2 protein-coding genes and 1 pseudogene are annotated in these 2469 nt (G+C 59.1%); 2 read left to right on the top strand and 1 reads right to left on the bottom strand.

All coding sequences use genetic code 11. The features are described 5' to 3' along the window. Positions 1-256: pseudogene (locus ACRESD_RS08450) on the top strand (nitrate reductase); the annotation flags it as partial. 175 nt (positions 257-431) lie between these two features. Continuing rightward, positions 432-1715, top strand: coding sequence for a Zn-dependent hydrolase (locus ACRESD_RS08445; RefSeq protein WP_431750510.1), 1284 nt, complete (start codon positions 432-434; stop codon positions 1713-1715). Between the two features lie 121 nt (positions 1716-1836). On the opposite strand, the gene ACRESD_RS08440 is transcribed toward ACRESD_RS08445, so the two are convergent. After that, positions 1837-2295, bottom strand: coding sequence for an REP-associated tyrosine transposase (locus tag ACRESD_RS08440; protein WP_431750509.1), 459 nt, complete (start codon positions 2293-2295; stop codon positions 1837-1839). Positions 2296-2469 lie beyond the last annotated feature (174 nt).

Genomic DNA, 2469 nt, shown 5'->3' with positions numbered 1-2469 from the left:
CTATTTCATCACGCGCAAACAGCAACTGGACCTGGCTGGCCTGTATCGCGACGACGTTTACCCGGCGTGGAACTGGAGCGGCTTCATCGCCTTCGGCGTGCCGGTGGTGCTGACCTTGTTGTCCCTGGGCAGCGATGCCTTCAGTTGGTTCTACAGCTATGGCTGGTTTACCGGTTCGGCGCTGGGCGGCTTGATGTATTACGGCTTGAATGCCAAGCGCGGGACCCGTCAGGTCGCGGCCAAATCACCTCTTTAAAAAGTTGAAATGCATTCCAAATGTGGGAGGGGCTTGCCCCCGATTGCAGTATGCCAGGCAATGAAGGGATAACTGAGCTACCGCCATCGGGGGCAAGCCCCCTCCCACAGGGTTGACTGCATTCCCAAGCTGTAACCGAGTCTATTCATAAGAAATGTAGCCTGAGGAGATCCCCATGAACGCTGCTCTCGACGTTCTGCAATCCACCCATCAGCACATCAACCGTGACCGCTTGTGGCAGTCCTTGATGGACTTGGCCAAGCTTGGCGCCACTCCCAAGGGGGGCGTGTGCCGCCTGGCCCTTACCGACCTGGATCGCAAGGCCCGTGACCTGTTTGTACAGTGGTGCGAAGCCGCCGGTTGTACCGTGACCATCGACGGTATTGGCAACATCTTCGCCCGCCGCCCGGGACGCAATCCCAACCTGCCACCGGTGATGACTGGCAGTCATATCGATACCCAGCCCACTGGCGGCAAGTTCGACGGTTGCTTTGGCGTGCTGGCGGGGGTGGAAGTGCTGCGCACCCTTAACGACCTCAATGTGGAAACAGAGGCACCGCTGGAAGTGGTGGTGTGGACCAACGAAGAGGGCTCGCGTTTTCCACCGTGCATGATGGGCTCGGGGGTGTTCGCCGAGAAATTTACGTTGGCGGATACCTTGGCCAAGGTGGATGTAGATGGGGTCAGTGTGGGCGATGCATTGAATGCGATTGGCTATGCGGGAACCCGGCCGGTCAGTGGTCATAAAGTAGGGGCGTATTTCGAGGCACATATCGAACAAGGACCGATTCTGGAGGACGAAAAAAAGACCATCGGCGTGGTGTTGGGGGCATTGGGGCAGAAGTGGTTCGACCTGAAGTTGCGCGGCGTTGAAGCCCATGCGGGGCCGACGCCGATGCACCTGCGCAAGGATGCCTTGGTGGGCGCGGCGGCCGTTGTCGCGGCGGTCAACGCGGCGGCGCTGGGGCACCAGCCTCATGCGTGTGGGACAGTAGGCTGCCTGCAGGCTTATCCCGGATCGCGCAACGTGATTCCTGGTGAAGTGCGCATGACTCTGGATTTCCGGCATCTGGAACCGGCCCGGCTGGATTCGATGATTGCCCAAGTACGCAAGGTGATCGACGAAACCTGCGCCAAACATGGGTTGAGTTTCGAGATGGAGTCGACGGCTGATTTTCCGCCGCTGTATTTCGACAAAGGCTGCGTGGATGCCGTGCGCGATGCGGCCAATGGGCTGGGGCTGTCGAACATGGATATCGTCAGTGGGGCAGGGCACGACGCAATTTTCGTCGCCGAACTGGGCCCGGCGGGGATGATCTTCGTCCCGTGTGAGGGGGGCATCAGCCACAACGAAATCGAAAATGCTGCGCCGGATGATCTGGCGGCGGGGTGTGCGGTGTTGCTACGGGCGATGGTGGCCGCTTCGGCCGCTATCGCCAGCGGCAAACTGGCCGCCTGAAATACATTTAAAAATGTGGGAGGGGGCTTGCTCCCGATAGCGGTGGGTCAGTCACATATGTATCAACTGAACCACTGCTATCGGGAGCAAGCCCCCTCCCACATTCGAGCTGTGTCTGACGTTATACCCAGATTGCATCCCACAGGGGGTAGTCGCCAATTCGCTGCACCAGCCCTGCCCGTAGTGGATTGGCCACCACGTACCTGGCCATTTTCACCAGGTCATCTTCCTTGCGCAGAGCCCGGTCGTGAAAACTCTCCTGCCAGAGTCGTCCCTTGCGTCCGCTTGCACCATTGACGGTTCGTGTGCTCTTGGATTTTACCTGGCATAGGAGGTCCGCCAACGAGCCTTTTTTTAACTCGATAATCCAATGAAAGTGGTCTGGCATGATCACCCACGCCAGCGAGTTCGCCAGCCCTTGGTACTGAGCCAGCCGAAACTGCCAGACCACCAGCCGACCCAAGTGAAAGTCGCAGAAGATGGGGATGCGTTCGTGAGTGTTGGTGGTGATGAGGTAGATGCGGCTGGGTTCGCTGAAGCGTCCGATGCGCAAGCGGTGTGAAGCGGGTAAACCTGCCATCCCCTGGCCCTCTCAAGATGTGTCCTGAGAGGCTAGATCGGAGTGTTCGTGGCTGAGACGCAGGCTTTTGGCAGGATGTGTCTGGGAGCGCGCTATCGGGAGCAAGCCCCCTCCCACATTGGCTTTGCGGCGTTCGAACATTATGTGTCTGGCCGTAAACCCCCTGTGGGAGGG

Source organism: Pseudomonas sp. (assembly GCF_050739995.1).
In the GTDB taxonomy this organism is placed as follows: domain Bacteria; phylum Pseudomonadota; class Gammaproteobacteria; order Pseudomonadales; family Pseudomonadaceae; genus Aquipseudomonas.
Note: the sequence above shows the minus strand (reverse complement) of the source record. Positions and strands in the feature narration are given on the sequence as shown.

Bases quoted from the DNA above. Each gene is read 5' to 3' on its own strand.
- ACRESD_RS08445 (WP_431750510.1), top strand. From the start codon at position 432: ATGAACGCTGCTCTCGACGTTCTGCAATCCACCCATCAGCACATCAAC.
- ACRESD_RS08440 (WP_431750509.1), bottom strand. From the start codon at position 2,295: ATGGCAGGTTTACCCGCTTCACACCGCTTGCGCATCGGACGCTTCAGC.